Consider the following 13,960-nt stretch of genomic DNA (forward strand, 5'->3'; position numbering starts at 1 on the left):
TCTATCTCACGATGCTCGCTTCAGGCTACTCTGTCCTTTGTATATCGGGGGAGAAACGCATGAATATCGACGATGAACTGCAGGCGCTCAGCGAACAGGAAGCGACGCTGGCCTTTACCCATTTTGACGCCACCACCGCCTGGGAGCTGGGCGCGGCGCTGAAAACCGCCGCCGAGCGACGCGGCCTGAGCATCGCCATCGAAATCCAACTGGCCGGGCAGACGCTGTTTTATTACGCCATGCCGGGCGCCACGCCGGACATCGCCGACTGGGTGCGGCGCAAGCGCAATCTGGTGAACCATTTTCACAAAAGTTCTTACGCCATCGGCCTGCGTCTGCAGCAGCGGCAAACGTCGCTGGAGGAGCGTTACGGGCTGAGCGTGCGCGACTATTCGGTGCACGGCGGCGCCTTCCCGCTCACCCTGACCGGCCTCGGCTGCGTCGGCAGCATCAGCATTTCCGGCGCGCCGCAGAAGGAAGATCACCAGCTGTTGGTAAGCACTTTAGCCCACTTTCTCGGCTTATCCCTACCCGCTCTGCACTAACCGCCAAAACCTTGATGATTCCTTTCTTTTTCAGCCGCAGAATCTGCGGCTTACTTACCTCTTAACGGCATTTAGCGCCGGATAAAACGACGACTCTCTGATTTCCTGTGCCAAATTGACGCAGGTCTGGTAATCCGCTGAACAAAAGGCGTATGGTATCTGTCACGTGACAAGACGGACCTCATCGGGCCCGCCATTCCTTTCACTTTTGAAGATTTGGTACGCACCGTAGATGAAAACGCATGAAATAAACAAAATTCGCCCCTTCAGCGCGCTGATAGATGCCTGCTGGCGGGAACCTTATAGCCTGGCGCGGTTGCTGAAAGACGCCATCGCCGGGGTGACGGTCGGTATTATCGCCATTCCGCTGGCGATGGCGCTGGCGATCGCCAGCGGCGTGCCGCCGCAGTACGGCCTGTATACCGCCGCCATCGCCGGCATCGTCATCGCCGTCAGCGGCGGTTCGCGCTACAGCGTCTCCGGCCCCACCGCCGCCTTCGTGGTGATCCTCTATCCGGTCTCGCAGCAGTTCGGCCTGGCCGGCCTGCTGGTCGCCACGCTGATCTCCGGGGTATTTCTGCTGCTGATGGGGCTGGCGCGCCTTGGCCGGCTGATCGAGTACATTCCGCTGCCGGTGACGCTGGGCTTTACCTCCGGCATCGCCATCACCATCGCCACCATGCAGATCAAGGACTTCTTCGGGCTGCAGCTGGCGCACACGCCGGAAAATTACGTCGGCAAGCTGTACGCCCTGCTGCAGGCGCTGCCGACGCTGGATTTCGGCGATACCCTAATCGGCGCGGTGACGCTGCTGATCCTGATCTTCTGGCCCAAGCTCGGCCTGCGGGTGCCGGGCCACCTGCCGGCGCTGCTGGCGGGCACCGCGCTGATGGGGCTGCTGACGCTGTTTGACCACCCGGTGGCAACCATCGGTTCCCGCTTCAGCTACCTGCTGGCCGATGGCAGCAGCGGCCAGGGCATTCCGCCGATCCTGCCGCAGCTGCTGCTGCCCTGGGATCTGCCGGGCGGCGGCGGGCAGCCGTTCACCCTGAGCTGGCAAACCATTTCCGCCCTGTTGCCGGCGGCATTTTCGATGGCAATGCTCGGCGCGATCGAGTCGCTGCTGTGCGCAGTGGTGCTCGACGGCATGACCGGTAAGAAGCATAACTCGAACAGCGAATTGATCGGCCAAGGCGCGGGCAACATCATCGCGCCGTTCTTCGGCGGCATCACCGCGACCGCCGCAATTGCCCGTTCAGCGGCCAACGTGCGCGCCGGTGCCACCTCACCGGTATCCGCCATCATCCACGCGCTGCTGGTGCTGTTGGCGCTGCTGGTGCTGGCGCCGTGGCTCTCTTATCTGCCGCTGGCGGCGATGGCGGCGCTGCTGTTGATGGTCGCCTGGAACATGAGTGAGGCCCACAAGGTGGTTTACCTGCTGCGCCGGGCGCCGAAGGACGACATTCTGGTGCTGCTGCTGTGCATGTCGCTGACGGTGCTGTTCGACATGGTGATCGCCATTACCGTGGGCATCGTGCTGGCTTCGCTGCTGTTTATGCGCCGCATCGCCCGCATGACGCGGTTGAGCGAGCTGAGTGCCGGCGACGGCCGCCTGGTGCTGCGGGTGAACGGCCCGCTGTTCTTCGCCGCCGCCGAGCGCATCTTTACCGAACTGCTGGCGCGCAGCGAAGGTTACCGCACGATCGTGCTGCAATGGGATGCGGTGCCGGTGCTCGATGCCGGCGGTCTGAGCGCCCTGCGTCGCTTTATCGACGTGCTGCCGGCGGACAAGAAACTGGTGATCACCGACGTGCCGTTCCAGCCGCTGAAAACCCTGGCGCGTGCGCGGGTGCAGCCGATCGAGGGCCGCTTGCAGTTCTACCCGACGCTGCCGGAAGCGCTGGCGGCCACCGGCGCCTAAACGTAAAAAAGCCCGACGAGTCGGGCTTTTTTTATGGCGACGAGCGCTTAGTTGCTGGTATCCAACTCCGGGAAGCTCTTCACCAGGTCGTCGATGGCTTTCATCTGCGCCAAGAACGGCTCCAGCTTGTCCAACGGCAGCGCGGAAGGACCGTCGCACTTGGCGTTGTTCGGATCCGGGTGCGCTTCGAGGAACAGGCCGGCCAGGCCAACCGCCATGCCGGCGCGCGCCAACTCGGCCACCTGAGCGCGGCGGCCGCCGGACGCGGCGCCGAACGGATCGCGGGTCTGCAGCGCGTGGGTCACGTCGAAGATCACCGGATGGCCGCCGGTCACGTTCTTCATCACGTTGATGCCCAGCATGTCGACCACCAGGTTGTCATAACCAAAGTTGCTGCCGCGATCGCACAGGATCACCTGGTCGTTGCCGCCTTCTTTGAATTTGTCGACGATGTTGCCCATCTGCCCCGGGCTGACGAACTGTGGCTTCTTGACGTTGATCACCGCGCCGGTTTTCGCCATCGCTTCCACCAGATCGGTCTGACGCGCCAGGAAGGCCGGCAGTTGGATCACGTCAACCACTTCAGAAACCGGCTGCGCCTGCGCCACTTCATGCACGTCGGTGATGATTTTCACGCCGAAGGTTTTCTTCAGCTCTTCGAAGATCTTCATCCCTTCTTCCAGGCCCGGACCGCGGTACGAGTGGATGGAAGAACGGTTGGCTTTGTCGAAAGAGGCTTTGAATACGTAAGGAATGCCCAGTTTTTGCGTCACGGTGACGTAGTGCTCGCAGATGCTCATCGCCAGATCGCGCGATTCCAGCACGTTCATACCGCCAAACAGCACAAACGGCAGGTCGTTTGCTACGTCGATGTCGCCAATGCTAACCACTTTCTGTTTCATGCTTTCGCCTTTGTTAAGGTTGTAACCGTCGCCTTGCAAACTGCACGGAGTCATTGAATTAATGCAGCGTCACCTGTTTCGGCTCAATCGAGTGGATCTGTACTTTGATCACTTCGCTGACCGGGTCTTCAGGACACTGCTCGACAAAATAGTTGAGATCGGAAATCGCGATGTGGTTGCACTCCAGCTGGGCATAAATCAGCCCGCGGTCGCGGATCTCGTAAGGATCTTCCGGATCGAAGCACAGCACCGTTTCGCTGGTGCGCAGCGCCATTTCCAGCTGCTTTTCTTCCATCAGGGCGGCCTTCAGCGTATCCAACATCTTGCGCACCACCATGATGTTCTCCGACTCGTCGAGGTCGTCGTCTTCCAGTTCGGCGCCCAGCCCCAGGTTGCCCTTGATCCACACTTCCAGCTGGTGCTCGCTCAGGGTTTCGCCGTTCAGCGGGTTGATCAGCCACAGCTCTTCGTCCAGCCAATCGGCGCGCAGGATCAGCTGAGTGGGGAAAATCACCGGCAACAGAGGCAGATCCAGCGCGTTGGCGATGTGCAGGAAAATGGTGCCTAGCGAGACCGGCGTGCCCTGCCGCCCTTCCAGCACCTTGTCCAGCCAGATGGCGTCCGACAGGCGGTAAACGCCGCTGGCGCCGCCGAACCCCCAGGTCTTGTAGAACAGTTCGATGAGCGCATCCAGTTGCTGCTCCTGAGTGATATCGACCGGCACCGCCGCGCGCGCTTCATCCACCAGCTGTTGCAGCTTGCGCTCCACGTCGGCAGCGGGAAAATCGCGCCGCACCGACTGCGACACCAGGATCACCCCTTCGCTCAGCGGCGAGGTGTTAAATTCAAAATCAGCAATGCTACTCATAGGTATCCCATCAGAAACGGTATTTTCGTCGTGGCAAGTTTAATTATCAGATACAGACAGCCCAACGCCAGCACGAACGCCACGGTTCGCAGCCGCTGACTTTTGGTCTTCTTGCCCAATGCGACGTAGCCAAGCAGGATATAGATAATAACGCCAAACAGCTTCTCGGTCAGCCATGAGTCCATACCCAGCAGCGGATAAAACCCGAACGTCACCACCAGCGCGATGCCGCTGACGAACAGCAGCGTATCGTTCAGGTGCGGCGCTATCTTGACCCAGCGGCGGCCCATGATCGGCGAGCGGCGCCACTGCCAAAAGAAACGCAGCACAAACAAGGTAATACTGATGGCGACCGTCAGCAAATGGAAATGTTTCAACGCGGTGTATGCAGTCATGATGCTCCCTTAAATGGCTCGGGCGTCGTTATTATGAGAGGCGCTTACCCCGGCCATTGGCCGAGCGTCACGCGGTCGTTGTCGCCGTAATCACGGTGGGTGGCGACAGCGGAAAATCCGGCGGCCTGCAGCAGCGCGCGCACGCTCTCGCCCTGCTGCCAACCATGTTCCAACAGCAGCCAGCCCTGCGACTGCAAATAATGCGGCGCCTGGCGCACGATGGCGGCCAGATCCGCCAGCCCGTGCTCGGCGGCAACCAGCGCGCTACCGGGTTCAAAGCGCACGTCGCCCTGCGACAAATGCGGATCGGCGGCGTCGATATAGGGCGGATTGCTGGCGATCAGCGCGAAGCGTTGCCCCGCCACCGGCGCAAACCAGCTGCCCTGTAGAAATCGGACGTTGTCGATCTTCAGCTTGTGCGCATTGTGCTGCGCCAGCGCAACCGCCTCCGGCTGCACATCGATGCCGATAGCCGAACAATCCGGGCGCTCACTGGCCAGCGCCAGCGCGATGGCGCCGGTGCCGGTGCCAAGATCGAGGAAATGGCAGGGTTGCGGCGGCAGGCGCGCCAGCGCCAGTTCCACCAGGCATTCGGTATCAGGGCGTGGGATCAGCGTCGCCGGCGAGACCGACAGCGGCAGCGACCAAAACTCGCGCTCGCCCACCAGATAGGCCACCGGCTCACCGCGTTCGCGGCGCGCCAGCAGCGTCTCCAGCTGCTGTTGCTGCGGCGGCGTCAGCAGGGTTTCCCCGAACGCCATCAGGAAGGTTCTGGCCTTGCCGGTCACGAAACCCAACAGGATTTCCGCGTCGCGCCGGGCGCTGTCGCTGTGGGTCAAACGCGCGGCGACGGCTTTCAGCCAGTATTGATAATCCATCACTCTTGCTCGGCGGACAGCGCAGCCAGCTGATCGGCCTGATACTCCTGCACGATCGGCTGGATCAGCATATCCAGTTTGCCTTCCATCACTTCGTCCAGACGGTAGAGCGTCAGGTTGATGCGGTGGTCGGTTACCCGCCCCTGCGGAAAGTTGTAGGTGCGGTTGCGGTCGGAACGATCGCCGCTGCCCAGCAGGTTGCGGCGAGTGGACGCCTCGGCCTGCTGGCGCTTGGCCATCTCGGCGGCGCGAATGCGCGCGCCCAGCACCGACATCGCCTTGGCTTTGTTTTTGTGCTGCGAACGTTCGTCCTGGCACTCCACCACGATGCCGGTCGGCAGGTGGGTGATACGGATCGCCGAGTCGGTGGTGTTAACGTGCTGGCCGCCGGCGCCGGAGGAGCGGAAGGTGTCGATTTTCAGATCGCCCGGGTTGATGTCCGGCAGCTCGGCTTCCGGCACTTCCGGCATCACCGCCACGGTACAGGCGGAGGTGTGGATGCGCCCCTGGGATTCGGTTTCCGGCACGCGCTGCACGCGGTGCCCGCCGGATTCAAACTTCAGCTGACCGTACACGCCATCGCCGGAAACTTTGGCAATCACTTCTTTGAAACCGCCGTGTTCGCCTTCGTTGGCGCTCATCACCTCGACACGCCAGCGGCGGCTTTCCGCATAGCGGCTGTACATGCGGAACAGATCGCCGGCAAAGATCGCCGCCTCATCGCCGCCGGTGCCGGCGCGCACTTCGAGGAAGCAGCTGCGCTCATCGTCCGGATCTTTCGGCAGCAGCAACACCTGCAGCTGCTGCTCCAGCGCTTCGCTGGTCGCCCGCGCCTGTTTCAGCTCTTCCTGCGCCATCTCGCGCATTTCCGGATCGTCCAGCATCATTTCCGCCGTCTCCAGATCCTCCTGCACCTGACGCCATTCCAGGAAGCAGCGGCTGACGTCGGTCAGCTGCGCGTATTCTCGCGACAGCGCGCGGAACCGGTCTTGCTCGGCGATGACGCCGGCATCGCCGAGCAGCGCCTGCACTTCTTCATGGCGCTCTTGTAACGCTTCCAGTTTGGCAACAATAGAAGGCTTCATGCGTGGTAATAAACCCTGTTAATAGAGAAAACTAATGCTGATCCAGCCCGAGGCTGTCGCGTAATAACTGCAACCGCTCCACGTCGCCGTCGCCGGCGGCCTGCTGGAGGGATTTGGTAGGGGCATGAATAAGACGGTTGGTCAGTTTATGGGCCAGCTCGTGAATAACCTGCTCCACGTTGGCGCCCTGCGCGATGGCGGCCAGCGCTTTGGCCTCCATTTCCGCGCGAATTTGGTCAGCCTGCGAACGGTAGTCGCGGATGGTTTCCACCGCGCCCTGCGAACGCAGCCAGGCCATGAAGTTGATGCTTTCCTGCTGCACGATCGACTCCGCCTGCACCGCCGCCGCTTTGCGCTGCGCCAGGTTGCTTTGAATGATGGCGTGCAGATCGTCCACGCTGTACAGATAAGCGTTGGCCAGTTTGCCGACTTCCGGCTCGATATCGCGCGGTACGGCGATATCCACCAGCAGCATCGGCTGGTTGCGGCGCGCCTTCAGCGCGCGCTCCACCATCCCCTTACCGATGATCGGCAGCGGGCTGGCGGTGGAGCTGATGATGATGTCGGCGTCCGCCAGGCGTTCGTCGATCTCCGGCAGGGTGATCACTTCTGCGCCCACCTCGTCCGCCAGCAGCTGCGCGCGCTCGCGGGTGCGGTTGGCGATGATCATGTGCCGCACTTTGTGTTCGCGCAGGTGGCGCGCCACCAGCTCGATGGTTTCACCGGCGCCCACCAGCAAGACGTTGAGATCGGCCAGCGATTCGAAGATCTGCCGCGCTAGGGTACAGGCAGCAAACGCTACGGAGACCGCGCTGGCGCCGATGTCGGTTTCGGTGCGCACGCGCTTGGCGACGGAGAAGGATTTCTGGAACAGACGCTCCAGCTCGCCGGACAGCGACTGGCCGCGTTGCGACTCGGCGAAGGCCTTTTTCACCTGGCCGAGGATCTGCGGTTCGCCCAATACCAGTGAGTCCAACCCGCTGGCCACCCGCATCAGATGGCTGACCGCGTCGTTGCCCTGATGCCAGTACAGGCTTTTCTTCACCTCTTCCGGGCGCAGGTTGTGATATGCGCACAGCCAGGCGACCAGCTGCTCGTGCATGTGTTCCTGTTGCTCTACGCTGAGGTACAGCTCGGTGCGGTTGCAGGTGGACAACACGACACCGCCCTGCACCAACGGTTGTTGGAGCAAGCTGGTCAGCGCCTCATCGATGGACTCTGGCGAGAAGGTCACCCTTTCACGCAGAGAAACCGGAGCGGTTTTGTGATTTATACCTAACGCCAGCAGGGTCATTGCTTCGAGTAATACTTATCTTGGTACGGGTTCTCGTTGAACGGCATTCTACTTGATGCGCGGGATCAATAAAAGTAACAACCGCATCTTCCGTTCAATCGCTGTCATAGATGACATCAATTAATGAATAAGCAATAAATACAGCGGGATAAATAGTCATAGGCTAGGTTGATTGCTTAAATTTTAGCGCAGTTTGCGATAACGCGCACGCTATTCGGCGTACGCAACGGCGGCGTTTGCGCAACTCCGGCACCGCTTATCGGGCGCGCCTCCCCGCCTTTAGGCGATTGTGTTACGCTTAATGGCGACCCCGACGCGCGTACCGGGTTGGCATTGCGCCGGCAAAAGCGGAAAGATTCAACGCGATGCAGCAAAAAATTGACGCGCCGCCGCCGCCCCGTTAGCGTGAGCGCTGAATCCGGGTTTCGTCGCGCATGCCCGCAAGGACAAAAGGACAAGAGAAAGTTATGCCAATACGCAAAGTTAGTTTGCTCCGTCTGATCCCGCTGGCCAGCCTGGTGCTGGCCGCCTGTACCACCACCAAGCCGACCGGCCCGGCCACCAGCCCGACTTCACCGCAGTGGCGCGCCCATGAGCAGGCAGTGCAACAGCTCAGCACCTATCAGACCCGCGGCTCCTTCGCCTACTTGTCTGATCAGAAAAAAGTCTACGCCCGCTTCTTCTGGCAGCAGTTCTCGCCGGAGCGCTACCGCCTGCTGCTGACCAACCCGCTGGGCAGCACGGAAATGGATCTCAACGTGCAGAAAAACGTGGTGCAGCTGACCGACAACCAGGGCAAACGCTACGTCAGCGACAACCCGGAAGAGATGATCCGCAAGCTGACCGGCATGGCGATCCCGCTGAACAACCTGCGCCAGTGGATGCTCGGCCTGCCGGGCGAAGCCAGCGATTTTGCGCTGGATGACCAATATCGCCTGAGCAAGCTGACCTACCAGCAAGGCGGCCAGACCTGGAAAGTGGATTACCAGGGCTACAGCAACGAGGTGCAGCCGACGCTGCCGAACCGCCTGGAGCTGCAGCAGGGCGACCAGCGCATCAAGCTGAAGATGGATAACTGGGCGCTCAAATGATCCGCCAGTGGCCCTCCCCCGCGAAACTCAACCTGTTTTTGTACATCACCGGCCGCCGTGAAGACGGCTATCACCTGCTGCAGACGCTGTTCCAGTTTTTGGACTACGGCGATACCCTGACCATCGACCCTCGCCAGGACGACCGCATTCATCTGCTGACGCCGGTCGACGGCGTTCCAGACGAGCAGAACCTGATCGTGCGCGCCGCCCGCCTGCTGCAGCGCTATTGCGATGAACGCGGCCTGCAAACCGCGCCGCGCGGCGCCGACATCAGCATCGACAAGCGCCTGCCGATGGGCGGCGGTTTGGGCGGCGGTTCCTCCAACGCCGCCACCGTGCTGGTGGCGCTGAACGAACTGTGGCGCTGCGGTCTTGGCGACGACCAACTGGCAGCGCTGGGGCTCAGCCTCGGCGCCGACGTGCCGGTGTTCGTGCGCGGCCACGCCGCCTTCGCCGAAGGCATCGGCGAGCGCCTGCAGCCGGCCGAGCCGCAGGAAAAATGGTATCTGGTGGCGCATCCTGGCGTCGGCATCCCGACGCCGGTTATCTTCGGCGACCCCGAATTAAAAAGAAACACCCCGGTTCGCTCCTTAAGTGAGCTGTTGCAGGCGCCGTACGCAAATGATTGCGAACCGATCGCAAGAAAACGTTTTCGCGAGGTTGAACAGCTTCTTTCATGGCTGTTAGAATACGCCCCGTCACGCCTGACTGGCACAGGTGCTTGTGTGTTTGCTGAATTCGACACAGAAATCGCCGCCCGTCAGGTGTTAAATCAAGCCCCGGAGTGGTTGTGTGGTTTTGTAGCGCGCGGCGTTAACGTCTCCCCACTACATCGCATTCGTTCCGGGCGGTTTGAGTCGTAGCTCAACGTTTCGCTGCGCAGGGTCATGCACACCTGGCCCTGTTATCCCTGCGCTGCCTGCGGTCTCAATTTTAGTTTTACATACCCGTATGTATATTGCGCCGGCGTCGCCAACTGCCCCTTGGCGATGTCGTATGACAATATCTTCTCTGGACGCAAGCCTGAGGTTCTTCTCGTGCCTGATATGAAGCTTTTTGCTGGTAACGCCACCCCGGAACTAGCACAACGTATTGCCAACCGTTTGTACACCAGCCTTGGTGACGCCGCTGTAGGTCGTTTTAGCGACGGCGAAGTGAGCGTGCAAATCAACGAAAATGTACGCGGCGGTGATATTTTCATCATCCAGTCCACCTGTGCCCCGACCAACGACAACCTGATGGAACTGGTTGTGATGGTCGACGCCCTGCGTCGCGCCTCCGCAGGTCGTATTACCGCCGTTATCCCTTACTTCGGCTATGCCCGCCAGGATCGCCGCGTGCGTTCCGCGCGTGTACCCATCACCGCCAAGGTGGTTGCCGATTTCCTCTCCAGCGTAGGGGTTGACCGCGTTCTGACGGTGGATCTGCATGCTGAGCAGATTCAAGGCTTCTTCGACGTACCGGTAGACAACGTGTTCGGCAGCCCGATCCTGCTGGAAGACATGCTGCAGCAGAACCTGGAAAACCCGATCGTGGTTTCCCCGGACATCGGCGGCGTAGTGCGTGCTCGCGCCATCGCCAAACTGCTGAACGACACCGACATGGCCATCATCGACAAACGCCGCCCGCGCGCGAACGTTTCTCAGGTGATGCACATCATCGGTGACGTGGCAGGCCGCGACTGCGTGCTGGTCGACGACATGATCGACACCGGCGGTACCTTGTGTAAAGCGGCTGAAGCGTTGAAAGAACGCGGTGCCAAGCGCGTATTCGCCTACGCGACGCACCCGATCTTCTCCGGCAACGCCGTGGACAACATCAAGAACTCGGTGATTGATGAAGTGATCGTCTGCGACACCATTCCGCTGTCGCCGGAAATCAAGGCACTGAAAAACGTTCGCACTCTGACCCTGTCCGGCATGCTGGCTGAAGCCATCCGCCGCATCAGCAACGAAGAGTCGATCTCTGCGATGTTCGAGCATTGATTCGTCGTCTTTCCGGTGCGGTGCCCACCGTGCCGGAAAGATAGCGAGCCCGACAGCAGAAAAAGAAAAACCCGTTGGTGCGTGAGCAACAACGGGTTTTCTACTCGTAGTCCAACATGACCTCAGACCTTAATGCACGGCAGATATTCCCTTGCCCTGCTCTTGCTTCCCTTCTGATTTTTTAATCAATGCGACGAACGATGTTGGTCGTTACGGCACCGTTTATCAAAGTGTTTTACCCACCAGTAGCGATCCGCCACCTGCTCGCGGCCGCCTATACGCGCGCCCACCAGCCATAACAGCGCGCCGACGAAGATACTCATGATGGCGCCGTGGGCGAAAAATTGCGGTAAATTGAACTGGGAAACTTCAGCAATAATGGAGTATCCAACGCCGCCGATCATCACGACCAGCCCCAGCCCCATAAAAAAGTTGCCCATTCTGTCCGCGCTTCTACGTTTCATATGCCACCTCCATGATTGCCATGTGCCAACCGGGATAACGCTGCAACTTGTTAACCCACTTTGATAAGTTAAGTATAGTCCTTGTTATGGCAAGGGGATTGCGGAGGCGATCACAAATGGTAAAGAATTATTGACACTTCTTAACACGCCACTGAAAATTAGCAGACAAATTGAATGATTCAGCTAATGAATCATTCGTCTTTCTTACCAACGCCGAAGGCAGAGATCGGATTTTGTCATTCACCGCCCCGACAGGTAGACTAAGGCCCTTTCCATTACCCTGATCATAGTGAATCTCCCAGTGAGCAGTATTAAATTGATAGTCGGCCTGGCCAACCCGGGCGCGGAATACGCCCAGACACGCCACAACGCCGGCGCCTGGTACGTCGATCTGCTGGCACAGCGCCACAATCAGCAGTTGAAAGAAGAGAGCAAGTTCTTCGGCTACACCGCCCGTTTGAATCTGGCGGGCAACGACGTGCGCCTGCTGGTGCCGACCACCTTCATGAACCTGAGCGGCAAAGCGGTGCTGGCGATGGCCAATTTCTACCGCATCGAACCCAACGAGATCCTGGTGGCGCACGACGAGCTGGATCTGCCGCCCGGCGTGGCAAAAATCAAGCTCGGCGGCGGCAACGGCGGCCACAACGGCCTGAAAGACATCCAAAACAAGTTCGGCAATAACCCGAACTTCTACCGCCTGCGCATCGGCATCGGCCATCCGGGCGACAAGAACAAGGTGGTGGGCTTCGTGCTCGGCAAGCCGCCGGCCAGCGAGCAGAAGATGATTGACGAAGCGATCGACGAGTCGCTGCGCTGCACCGAGATGCTGATGAAGGACGGGCTGGAAAAAACCGTTCAGCGCCTGCACAGCTTCAAGGCGCAGGCCTGAACCTTACCGCAGCGGGCGCCCTGCCCGCTGCCGGCTTTTAGCCGCGCGGGTTGAAGGTCTCCTCGCCCACGCGGCGATCATCGGCGGCGAACCCCTCTTCCGCCACGTAATACTGCGGATCGTCCAGTTCATGGCTGCAAAACGGCCCGGCGCGCTTGAGCAGGCGCACGCAGTCACCGCTCAGGTGGCGCAGACGAATGCTTTTCCCCGCCGCCAGATAACGCGCCGTCAGCTTATCGATCGCTTCTACGCCGCTGGAATCCATCACCCGGGTGCCGGCAAAGTCCAGCACCACGTTCTGCGGATCGCCTTGCGGCTCGAACAGCTCGGCAAAAGCCGCGGCCGAGCCGAAGAACAGCGGACCATCGAGCCGATACACCGCCACGTCGCCCGTCACCTGCCGCTGGCGCACGCGGATGCGTGCCTGCTGCCAGGCGAACACCAGCGCCGAGATAATCACCCCGCTGATCACCGCCACCGCCAGATCGGTAAAGATGGTGATCAACGTGACGGCGATCATCACCAGCGCGTCCGCCTTCGGCATACGACGCAAACGGCGCAGCGAACTCCACTCGAAAGTGTTGTAACACACCACCAGCATCACCCCGGCCAGCGCCGCCACTGGCAGCAGGCCGATATAGCGCGACAGGCTAACCACAAATAAAATCAGCAGGATAGCGCCCACCGTGCCGGAGATGCGCCCGCGCCCGCCCGAGGTGAAGTTGATGATCGACTGGCCGATCATCGCACAACCGGCGAAGCAGCCGAACAGGCCGCACACCGCGTTACCGGCGCCCTGCGCGATGCTTTCGCGGTTACCGTTGCCCTTCTTGCCGCCCATTTCATCCAGCACCGTCATGGTCAGCAGCGATTCAATCAAACCGACCAGGGCAATCACTACTGCATAGGGTAGCACCACCCGCACCATCTCCAGGGTAAACGGCGCCGTCGGCAGGCTGAAGTGCGGCAGCGCGCCGGAAATGTCCGCCAGATCGCCCACCCGCAGCGTATGCAGATTGAGGCCGATCGCCAACGCCGAAACCACCAGCAGCGCCGCCAGCGAAGACGGAATGGCTTTGGTCAGGCGCGGGAACAGCACCACCACCGCAATCGCCAGCGCCACCAGGCCGTACATCAGCGGCCCCTGCCCGGCGATCATCTTCAGCTGCGCCAGCATGATGACGATCGCCAGGCCATTGACGAAGCCGTGGATCGCCGGCAGCGGCACCAGGCGAATGAACTTGCCCAGCCGGAAGGCGCCGATCAGGATTTGAATCCCCCCGGCAAACAGCGTGGCCCACAGCACGTAACCCATGCCGTACTGCGCCGCCAGACTCATCAGCACCACCACAATGGAACCTGCGGCGCCGGAAACCATGCCCGGCTTGCCGCCGAACAGCGCCGTGACCAGGCCGATAATAAACGCGGTATGTAAACCGACGATCGGCGAAAGACCGGCGACCAGCGAAAAGCCGACCGCCTCGGGGATCATCGAAACCGCCACCACAAAGCCCGCCAGGACTTCATTTTTAACGTCCGCGATCCTGACGTTACTCAGGTTAAACATGCATTATTCACTTATGACAGATGACATCATCTCCCCGCGTAGCGGGTATGGGGTACCGCAAGGCGCGGCAGAC

At 60.6% G+C, this 13,960-nt stretch carries 14 protein-coding genes; 6 read left to right on the forward strand and 8 right to left on the reverse strand.

The features are described from left to right. The first annotated feature begins 59 nt into the window (after positions 1-59). Complete coding sequence (locus ACJ8J5_RS13125; RefSeq protein WP_025302499.1) at positions 60-545, forward strand: heme-degrading domain-containing protein; 486 nt, start codon at positions 60-62, stop codon at positions 543-545. A 232-nt stretch (positions 546-777) separates the two neighbouring features. Further along, positions 778-2,466: a C4-dicarboxylic acid transporter DauA gene (gene dauA, locus ACJ8J5_RS13130; RefSeq protein ID WP_197811065.1), complete on the forward strand. Its 1,689-nt coding sequence runs from the start codon at positions 778-780 to the stop codon at positions 2,464-2,466. 47 nt (positions 2,467-2,513) lie between these two features. Here dauA and kdsA read toward each other — a convergent pair whose 3' ends face one another. The 6 genes from kdsA to hemA are packed head-to-tail and all read right to left on the reverse strand — an operon-like array spanning position 2,514 to position 7,888. Further along, positions 2,514-3,368, reverse strand: a complete 855-nt coding sequence (gene kdsA / locus ACJ8J5_RS13135; protein ID WP_025302497.1) for a 3-deoxy-8-phosphooctulonate synthase — start codon at positions 3,366-3,368, stop codon at positions 2,514-2,516. Positions 3,369-3,426: 58 nt separating this feature from the next. Next, positions 3,427-4,236 (reverse strand): invasion regulator SirB1, encoded by an 810-nt coding sequence (gene sirB1 / locus ACJ8J5_RS13140; protein ID WP_016928096.1) that lies wholly within the window; start codon positions 4,234-4,236, stop codon positions 3,427-3,429. Further along, the gene (locus ACJ8J5_RS13145; protein ID WP_171455054.1) at positions 4,233-4,634 is read right to left on the reverse strand and encodes a SirB2 family protein; all 402 of its coding nucleotides are present in this window, start codon (positions 4,632-4,634) and stop codon (positions 4,233-4,235) included. The genes sirB1 and ACJ8J5_RS13145 overlap by 4 nt, the downstream gene beginning before the upstream one ends. Before the next feature lie 41 nt (positions 4,635-4,675). Then, a complete protein-coding gene (gene prmC / locus ACJ8J5_RS13150; protein WP_442520481.1) occupies positions 4,676-5,509 on the reverse strand; it encodes a peptide chain release factor N(5)-glutamine methyltransferase in 834 nt (277 codons plus the stop codon). After that, the gene (gene prfA / locus ACJ8J5_RS13155; protein ID WP_016928099.1) at positions 5,509-6,594 is read right to left on the reverse strand and encodes a peptide chain release factor 1; all 1,086 of its coding nucleotides are present in this window, start codon (positions 6,592-6,594) and stop codon (positions 5,509-5,511) included. The genes prmC and prfA overlap by 1 nt, the downstream gene beginning before the upstream one ends. A gap of 31 nt (positions 6,595-6,625) precedes the next feature. Further along, complete coding sequence (hemA, locus tag ACJ8J5_RS13160; protein WP_141997829.1) at positions 6,626-7,888, reverse strand: glutamyl-tRNA reductase; 1,263 nt, start codon at positions 7,886-7,888, stop codon at positions 6,626-6,628. Positions 7,889-8,355: 467 nt separating this feature from the next. Between hemA and lolB the strand changes: the two genes are divergently transcribed. From lolB to prs, 3 genes are all read left to right on the forward strand, one after another. Continuing rightward, the gene (gene lolB, locus ACJ8J5_RS13165) at positions 8,356-8,979 is read left to right on the forward strand and encodes a lipoprotein insertase outer membrane protein LolB (protein WP_197835525.1); all 624 of its coding nucleotides are present in this window, start codon (positions 8,356-8,358) and stop codon (positions 8,977-8,979) included. Further along, entirely contained in the window at positions 8,976-9,842 is an 867-nt protein-coding gene (ispE, locus tag ACJ8J5_RS13170) for a 4-(cytidine 5'-diphospho)-2-C-methyl-D-erythritol kinase (RefSeq protein WP_049207164.1), read from the forward strand. Before lolB ends, ispE begins: the two co-directional genes overlap by 4 nt. A 174-nt stretch (positions 9,843-10,016) precedes the next feature. Beyond that, on the forward strand, positions 10,017-10,964 hold the full coding sequence (prs, locus tag ACJ8J5_RS13175) for a ribose-phosphate diphosphokinase (RefSeq protein ID WP_004941061.1): 948 nt from the start codon (positions 10,017-10,019) through the stop codon (positions 10,962-10,964). A 185-nt stretch (positions 10,965-11,149) separates the two neighbouring features. Here prs and ychH read toward each other — a convergent pair whose 3' ends face one another. Next, on the reverse strand, positions 11,150-11,428 hold the full coding sequence (ychH, locus tag ACJ8J5_RS13180; RefSeq protein ID WP_025302491.1) for a stress-induced protein YchH: 279 nt from the start codon (positions 11,426-11,428) through the stop codon (positions 11,150-11,152). A gap of 301 nt (positions 11,429-11,729) precedes the next feature. On the opposite strand from ychH, the gene pth reads away from it, so the two are divergent. Next, positions 11,730-12,320, forward strand: coding sequence for an aminoacyl-tRNA hydrolase (gene pth, locus ACJ8J5_RS13185; RefSeq protein WP_004941053.1), 591 nt, complete (start codon positions 11,730-11,732; stop codon positions 12,318-12,320). Positions 12,321-12,357: 37 nt separating this feature from the next. On the opposite strand, the gene ACJ8J5_RS13190 is transcribed toward pth, so the two are convergent. After that, a complete protein-coding gene (locus ACJ8J5_RS13190; RefSeq protein WP_025302490.1) occupies positions 12,358-13,887 on the reverse strand; it encodes a SulP family inorganic anion transporter in 1,530 nt (509 codons plus the stop codon). Positions 13,888-13,960 lie beyond the last annotated feature (73 nt).

The sequence above is a fragment of the Serratia sp. CY43202 genome, from assembly GCF_052168755.1.
Taxonomy (GTDB): domain Bacteria; phylum Pseudomonadota; class Gammaproteobacteria; order Enterobacterales; family Enterobacteriaceae; genus Serratia; species Serratia bockelmannii.

Coding starts and splice junctions, on each gene's coding strand:
- ACJ8J5_RS13125 (WP_025302499.1), top strand. CDS start 60: ATGAATATCGACGATGAACTGCAGGCGCTCAGCGAACAGGAAGCGACG.
- dauA (WP_197811065.1), top strand. CDS start 778: ATGAAAACGCATGAAATAAACAAAATTCGCCCCTTCAGCGCGCTGATA.
- kdsA (WP_025302497.1), bottom strand. CDS start 3,368: ATGAAACAGAAAGTGGTTAGCATTGGCGACATCGACGTAGCAAACGAC.
- sirB1 (WP_016928096.1), bottom strand. CDS start 4,236: ATGAGTAGCATTGCTGATTTTGAATTTAACACCTCGCCGCTGAGCGAA.
- prmC (WP_442520481.1), bottom strand. CDS start 5,509: ATGGATTATCAATACTGGCTGAAAGCCGTCGCCGCGCGTTTGACCCAC.
- prfA (WP_016928099.1), bottom strand. CDS start 6,594: ATGAAGCCTTCTATTGTTGCCAAACTGGAAGCGTTACAAGAGCGCCAT.
- hemA (WP_141997829.1), bottom strand. CDS start 7,888: ATGACCCTGCTGGCGTTAGGTATAAATCACAAAACCGCTCCGGTTTCT.
- lolB (WP_197835525.1), top strand. CDS start 8,356: ATGCCAATACGCAAAGTTAGTTTGCTCCGTCTGATCCCGCTGGCCAGC.
- ispE (WP_049207164.1), top strand. CDS start 8,976: ATGATCCGCCAGTGGCCCTCCCCCGCGAAACTCAACCTGTTTTTGTAC.
- ychH (WP_025302491.1), bottom strand. CDS start 11,428: ATGAAACGTAGAAGCGCGGACAGAATGGGCAACTTTTTTATGGGGCTG.
- ACJ8J5_RS13190 (WP_025302490.1), bottom strand. CDS start 13,887: ATGTTTAACCTGAGTAACGTCAGGATCGCGGACGTTAAAAATGAAGTC.